Origin of the sequence: Microcystis sp. M53602_WE12, assembly GCF_030065455.1 — a bacterium.
In the GTDB taxonomy this organism is placed as follows: domain Bacteria; phylum Cyanobacteriota; class Cyanobacteriia; order Cyanobacteriales; family Microcystaceae; genus Microcystis; species Microcystis aeruginosa.
Window position 1 is genome coordinate 1 of the sequence record NZ_JASJFB010000691.1, and the last position, 6,486, is coordinate 6,486.

Annotated in this window: 6 protein-coding genes and 1 pseudogene; 2 read left to right on the top strand and 5 right to left on the bottom strand. The window is 40.1% G+C overall.

The window, feature by feature from the left end:
• Positions 1–439 precede the first annotated feature (439 nt).
• On the top strand, positions 440–1,342 hold the full coding sequence (locus PX482_RS21635) for a hypothetical protein (protein WP_288095178.1): 903 nt from the start codon (positions 440–442) through the stop codon (positions 1,340–1,342).
• On the top strand, positions 1,339–2,046 hold the full coding sequence (locus PX482_RS21640) for a hypothetical protein (RefSeq protein WP_288095181.1): 708 nt from the start codon (positions 1,339–1,341) through the stop codon (positions 2,044–2,046). The genes PX482_RS21635 and PX482_RS21640 overlap by 4 nt, the downstream gene beginning before the upstream one ends.
• A 115-nt stretch (positions 2,047–2,161) precedes the next feature.
• Here the strand turns inward: PX482_RS21640 and PX482_RS21645 are convergent, their stop codons facing one another.
• The 5 genes and pseudogenes from PX482_RS21645 to PX482_RS21665 all read right to left on the bottom strand — a co-directional run.
• The gene (locus PX482_RS21645; protein ID WP_288095184.1) at positions 2,162–5,356 is read right to left on the bottom strand and encodes a hypothetical protein; all 3,195 of its coding nucleotides are present in this window, start codon (positions 5,354–5,356) and stop codon (positions 2,162–2,164) included.
• On the bottom strand, positions 5,349–5,609 hold the full coding sequence (locus PX482_RS21650; protein ID WP_288026622.1) for a hypothetical protein: 261 nt from the start codon (positions 5,607–5,609) through the stop codon (positions 5,349–5,351). The genes PX482_RS21645 and PX482_RS21650 overlap by 8 nt, the downstream gene beginning before the upstream one ends.
• Positions 5,606–5,815, bottom strand: coding sequence for a hypothetical protein (locus PX482_RS21655; RefSeq protein ID WP_288026621.1), 210 nt, complete (start codon positions 5,813–5,815; stop codon positions 5,606–5,608). Before PX482_RS21655 ends, PX482_RS21650 begins: the two co-directional genes overlap by 4 nt.
• 59 nt (positions 5,816–5,874) lie before the next feature.
• Positions 5,875–6,030 carry a hypothetical protein gene (locus tag PX482_RS21660; RefSeq protein WP_288026620.1) on the bottom strand — a complete coding sequence of 52 codons (156 nt, stop codon included), beginning with the start codon at positions 6,028–6,030 and terminating at the stop codon, positions 5,875–5,877.
• A gap of 324 nt (positions 6,031–6,354) precedes the next feature.
• Positions 6,355–6,486, bottom strand: a pseudogene (locus PX482_RS21665) (IS630-like element ISMae24 family transposase); the annotation flags it as partial.

A 6,486-nucleotide genomic window follows, 5' to 3' on the forward strand; every position in this document is an offset into this window, starting at 1 on the left:
AACCCTTATATAGAAAGGCATTTGGCGATTTTTGTCAATTATTTTTGATCTAGAGCGAACTAATCAATTAAGTCTCTTGCCAGATAAGGATTTAGTCGATTTATGCCCCCCTATCGAACCATACTAAGTAACGAAGAACCATCACTTCCCAGTAGGAAAATGCCTAATATTAAGTCCTCAAGAACAACGAGATAGCTCTTTTAGGTTCTGTGTGATAAGTTTAACTTACATAGGATCGATCAATTTTTGTGTACTTTGTGTCTTTGTGGTTCATTCCACCCCCTCGCTATGAAGAATGTATCTTAGAATACATTTTACCTACCAAACCCAAGAGAACCACAAGATAAAGAAGTACGGTGAATACAGCATCCATCGCCTAGTTCTAGAGGCTTGGGATTCAATGAAATAATCAAATAATTTCTTATTTTTCTGAAAAATTATGTACACAGACGAATTAATTCAAACAATTTTTGGTGAAGATGCCTTAACGTATATCAAAAATAAAAATAGAGGAGGAACCAACAATAATAAAGGAAAAGAATACGAGGATTTTTTTGCCATATACAAATTGAGCGAAATAGCTAAACAGATAGTTGAAGAAGGCATTGATGCTAAATTTTTTAGTCAACTCAAAACTTTTGTAGATGATTTAGTAATTGATTTTCCAAAATTACGAATACATTATCAATTAAAAAACAAAGAAAAAGGTATTTCTTGGGGAAATTCCGATACATTAAAATCTATCGCTTATGATTTTTACTCGCAGTACAGAATTAATGAAACAATAAAGTTAGAAGAAACTCAATTATGTTTAGTTACCAACAACAAAACACAACAAATTCATCTTAGTAAAACCATTCCTAGCGAAATAAAAAACTACACTTCTGTATTTTATTTTTATTATTCAAAAAACATAAATGAAATAATAGAAGCAATGCCTGATTTTAAGGAATCGATAAGTTATCTATCTGCTTTTGACAAGCCTGAGCCAGACAAAATCGAATGTGTTGCGACCGTTTTATTGGGAGCTTGGTATTCAATAGATACGTCAGAAGTTTCGGTGAGCGAGCTTTTACACAAAGCCCAAACTACCCAGCCATCATACATCCGATTGTTTAGTTCGGATATTGAGCTAGATCCAGGAATGCGAAGTATTTTGGATCGGATTCCCAGATTCCAGTATAATGTCTCTAAGGGATTTTTGCATTGGGATTATGCTGATGGTTTAGATACGGGAACCATATATCATGATATAGAAAGTTCAAATTTCAAAAAAATTCAAGATTTAATCAAGCAATTTCAGCCCACCTCTTTTGAAGACTTGGAGAAGTTTTTAATATGACCAGACAAACATCTAATTTTGTTAACAATGATCGCACAATCCTTACCTACCTTGAAATTTTAGCAAATAAAAGTATTGAACCTGAAAGGTATCGTGAAGTAATGGAACAACTCGGTAATAAGCTCGGGCAAATAATTTTAAATAGAGTTATCGATAGCTCACCCCATAGCCTATATTTAGCCTCTACCGTTGAAGATGCTGATTTTTTAGCAAAAGGCATTATCCTACAGTTAGAGAACCATTTTTCTAACATAGGATATGCTTGTTTTTGGAACAAAAGATTTTCTCCTTTTGGAATTAGCGACTTAAAAGTAGCTCCAATTCTAAAAAAATATCAGGAACCCAGCCCCAGCAATATCGATTATTTGATTATTGTTAAGTCTATTATTTCTGGAGCTTGCGTAGTCAAAACAAACCTTGTCAATTTAATTCAAAAAATTAATCCAAATAAAATTTTAATCGTAGCTCCAGTAATGTATATTAATGCAGAAGAAAAATTAAAAATTGAATTTGAACCAAAAATATCTAATAAATTTGAATTCATATATTTTGCAAAAGATGATCAGCGAACGTCAGACGGTGAGGTGATACCTGGCATTGGCGGCTCTGTGTACGAAAGGCTTGGTTTTCAAGGACAAGATGACAAGAACACTTATATCCCAGAACTGGTTCGCTCTCGACGAGCTAGATTAGTCAGCGCTTAGAATTTTTTATAAGGTTTACTACCCTAACCCCGATTAGCTCTGAAACATTTCTCAAGGGTAAAATGCCCAAAAATACGCAATTTTTTCGGTTTTGAGTTTTGAGTATGATTAGTGATTAAGTTGCAATCGCCAAAAGCTGATTAAGAAGCTTATCTCTTATCGGAATAGGTATAAATCCCCATAGGGCGGCCCACTGATTGCGATCGAGTACCTCTAGGATGTTCCCAAATTCCGTTAGGAGTGAGTCCTCACTAGCGGCCTCTAGGTAAACCGTAGCATCATTAATTAGGTCTGTGTCGGTCTGGGTAAGGGTTTCAGCTTGGCCACAATTGCTATTAGGGTTACTTATAGTAAATGTGGCCAAAATTTCATCAAGGAATGCCCGGCACCGGTTAATCGTAGTCCGTGCCATGCCGGTTACAGTAGCGATCGCACGTTCGGTTACTTTTTCCCCGGTTTCCCACAACCGATTAGCAGCCTCACCTATTAGCCGGTTAGTCCGTTCTTTGACACTTTCAGCATCCGGGGTGATTTCATGGGCCTTGACCTGCTTAATCTGGTTAGGGGGGATAAGGCCGCTAAAATCATAATCGGTAAGCAGTACAACCTCGAAAATTCGATCTGGGTAAAGATTAGCCCTTAACCTTCCTATCTCTTGCTTGATGATGGATAGAATGCGATGACGGGTATAGCGATCGAAGTCCTCACCATAGGGGTTTAAACCCGTGCTAACAGCGTAGTCATGCCTTAGTGACTCAAGGTTAGGGCATGGTAAACCGTCGATGATCAGACGGGTAACACCCGCGATTAAGTTAGTTCCCTGCGAATTGACAAAATGCTTAAGACTTGTCTGGTCATCTTCATCCTTGCAGTGAGACTGGAATCGGATGACAGCCGTGTTATTGGGGTCGGTTTCCCGATAATGGTCAAGGATGACTTTAGATCGTCGCTTTTGACCTTCCCCCCGATTAATACCCATTCGGCCTAAGTCGATCACTTGGATAAAATTGATATTTTCTGGAATATCCCCCCCAGTGGTAATCAGATCAATTGTTAAGCCGGTTCGGGCCTCAAGATTTTCGAGCGATTCCGTGGCACTCAAGAAAATGATTTTAGCGGCCTCATTTATAATCGCTAAGAATCGAGAATCAACAAAAGAAACCGATAAAATACCATGATTAAGCGATAAATAGCCTCTACCTTGCAAAGAATCAATTAATTCAGGTAGCCACTGCTTTAATGTCTCATTTTCGGCTTTTTCCGCTAAATTGCTATCCTTTTCAGCGAATGCCCGGCGGACCGATGCCGGCATATCTGCTATTGATTCCCCCATCTCAGAGATTGGATCAAGAAAGCTTAAATCAGGGGTTAATGCTGATTTTAGGCGATTTAAATCTATATCATTGGGAATTAAGCCTAAAAGCTTCTCTCTTAAGGTTTTCCCATCGAAACCATAGCGATTAGACTGCTTTTCTGCTATTAGCTTCTTAATGGCAATCAGTAAAGGCTTAAGAGATAGGAAAAGATCACTATCCTTTTCCGCTAAGGATGCGATCGAGGCTGTAATATCTTTCACTGATACCTTAACTATTTTGGTAGTGTTAGCGCTTAGTTCACTTTCCTCGAAAATTAGGGTCGTATTCCCATAGTCGAAACCATTTTCGGGGTCATACGACTTAGGATTAGGCAAGCTTGCCGGGTGAGCTATTAATCGCTTAGATTGTAGTGCAATCGCACGCTTTTGTAGATAATCATAATCCCCCTTGCCAGACCGACATAACTCAAGGAACTGGCAACCCTGACAGATAGTAGCTGATTCTATTCCGTGGCTTATATTTTGATTGGCTAAGGCCGCATGGGTAAAGGGTCTAGCACAATTAGCCCGTAAATCTTTCTCTTGGAATCTATCAAGTGAGTCTTTCCTTTTTCGTGTCCGTATTTCCCCCAATTCGTTACGGTATAAACCGGCGTGACGACCCTCTAATATTGGCCAATCTTTTAACGTTGGGGTTGAGACATTTCGAGGGTCATTGTTGACATAAATAATGTCTGTAACTCCCATCATCTCAGGGGTTGCCTTGCCAGCATCATAAGATTTACCGCTTCCAGTGGGAGACGTATCTAAGATATATTTACCCGATGCCCATTCATTTAATCGATTAGAGCGGTCATAGATTTTTGCCTCTCGATTATTTGGTAAGGGTGAGGGTAAGGGTTTTCTATTTTTTTTCCGATCTCTCGCTACTAATCTTTTAACCTTTTCCCAGAATGGTAAAGGATCGCTTTTTCCCATTTCAAGGAATTGGCTAGGCGTGATAAATTCGATTGATTCCAGATTCCCTATCTCATCAATATCATCATCATCTTTGGTTTTTTGCCCCCAAAATGCGACTAATACCGACTTCCCTAGAGATTCCAAAAATTTAATCTCTTTAGACCATCTCAGCATCACTTGAGGGTTATTTATGTCACCGGCATCCGGGCATAAAATTAATTGTCGATAGGGTCCGATCGCATTCTTAATCTGATTAGCAGCACCTGAGAAATACCCACCGGCTGCACCTATGGCATTAAGCCCATGCTTATGGGCAGCGACAAAAGGTTTAAGTATCCCCTCACTTAACCAGACTTGACCGTTATCCTTGCCATTGGGGATATGGGTGATCGGTAGTTCACCATCGGGTAGGTGACTGGAAGTTAAACCCTTAGCCCATCTGTATTTTGAATCGGTAACATTCTCTAACCTTATCTGGTATCCGATCGCCCGGCCCTCGCTATCAAAGGCAAGGCAAGCGATACCGACCCCGCCAGCCGCTATCTTCCCATTATTCACGCCGGGTAAATTGGGGGGAATGCCGGGGGGAACATCATCATTAGGGTAAATGCTGAAAAATAAACCCGTCTCTATCTGACTCTCAGACAGCCCTCGATCGAGTAACGCTTGTCGATGCCGGCGTGACAGCCCTAGCGATTGGGATAACTTTCTTAGAGCCTTGTCTCTATCTGGAATACTCAGGGCATTCTTAGCGTGTTCTTTTTGCCGTTCTAATCGGTCGATCTCTCGCTGTAATTTTTTCTCTAACCAGACCGTGCGATCGAATGCTTCGCTTTTTCTGGGAACAAATTTTCCCCACACCCCATTACTGGAATCCCCCAGAAAATGCCAATCAGGATGATTGGGGTCAAAGCCGATGTGAGAATGACATAGAACCAATTCCCCATCGGTAGAGTAGCGACAATCGCTGTCAGCTTCGCCACAGATTGGGCATGAGTTAGAGCCTTTAAAAGGGTGTAGCTTACTTCTACTCATGGCCTACACCCCCAAAAAAATCAAAATCAAAATTTATCTGGGATTGAAGCTGATCAAGCTTCTCACAGATAGCTTTTAGCTGTTTAGCATCGCATTTAATGATTTTTGCCGCTATTCGATAAGCTTCTCGCTTTTCCTGCCTATTTTGGCAGTATTCAGAGATATGGGTCGCTGTTAGGGCGATTAGTTCTAACGTCCCAAAAGACCGCGAAGCTTCTTTGAGAACATTCTCTAGTATCCGGAGGTGATTCATCCCACACCCCCTAAAAAACTGATTTTTTGTGCCGTGGCTAACCCTACCCGTGCCGCAAAATTCGCGTCATTCTGGCAATTTAAGCCAAAATTAGCCTTTATTCTACTTAGTAAGGCTTCTATTGGGCTGGTAATGCTTTTATCGTGGTATCCCGTGGCATTCAGGGGAATGCTTGACTTTTGTGGTGATTTTCTGGTATTATTCATTGTATTGGAAAATATTTTGTACCGCTCCCTAGCCTGCGAAGCTTCGGGAGTGGTTGTTTTTATGCGACTTCTAACTTGTCCAAGCATTCTCGGATCATCTCACGCATGACCGTGGCTGCCGTTTCGTTCCTTTTTTCGGCGATCACAAAAATCTGATTTTTCATGCTAGGGGACACTTTGGCCACAAGGGAAACATTTTTTTCCTTTTTTCTCATCTTCTCATCCTGAATTTCTGCCTATCCATAGGGTATCATAAAGCGATTAATTTTGACAATGAACCTATAGCGTACTATCGGAAAACTAAGGAAACATCATCATAGCAAGGATAGTTCGTGATTAACTTACAAAAAACTTACAAAAAACTTACAACTGATAACCGATAACTGACAGTTCAAAACCGCAATTGTTTCGGTTTTAACTGATAGCTAATAACTGATAACCGATAATAGGAACTAATCGCTAAATTCTCGATCAAATAATTCCCTTAGCACTTGATTCGCTCGATCCTGAAATCTTTTAGCCTTTTCCTCGTTAAGTACCTAGGCAAAATTAATTACATACTCGCCTCCAAAATTGTCCAGCACTTTTTTAACGTAAGCGAGGAGGCTCTTTCGGTCTTTATAGGCGCTAAATTCAATCCATTCATATTTTAAAAATCTCCATAATATTTC

Excerpts from the sequence above, each read along its gene's own strand:
- PX482_RS21650 (WP_288026622.1), bottom strand. The coding sequence starts at position 5,609 with ATGAATCACCTCCGGATACTAGAGAATGTTCTCAAAGAAGCTTCGCGG.
- PX482_RS21645 (WP_288095184.1), bottom strand. The coding sequence starts at position 5,356 with ATGAGTAGAAGTAAGCTACACCCTTTTAAAGGCTCTAACTCATGCCCA.
- PX482_RS21660 (WP_288026620.1), bottom strand. The coding sequence starts at position 6,030 with ATGAGAAAAAAGGAAAAAAATGTTTCCCTTGTGGCCAAAGTGTCCCCT.
- PX482_RS21640 (WP_288095181.1), top strand. The coding sequence starts at position 1,339 with ATGACCAGACAAACATCTAATTTTGTTAACAATGATCGCACAATCCTT.
- PX482_RS21655 (WP_288026621.1), bottom strand. The coding sequence starts at position 5,815 with ATGAATAATACCAGAAAATCACCACAAAAGTCAAGCATTCCCCTGAAT.
- PX482_RS21635 (WP_288095178.1), top strand. The coding sequence starts at position 440 with ATGTACACAGACGAATTAATTCAAACAATTTTTGGTGAAGATGCCTTA.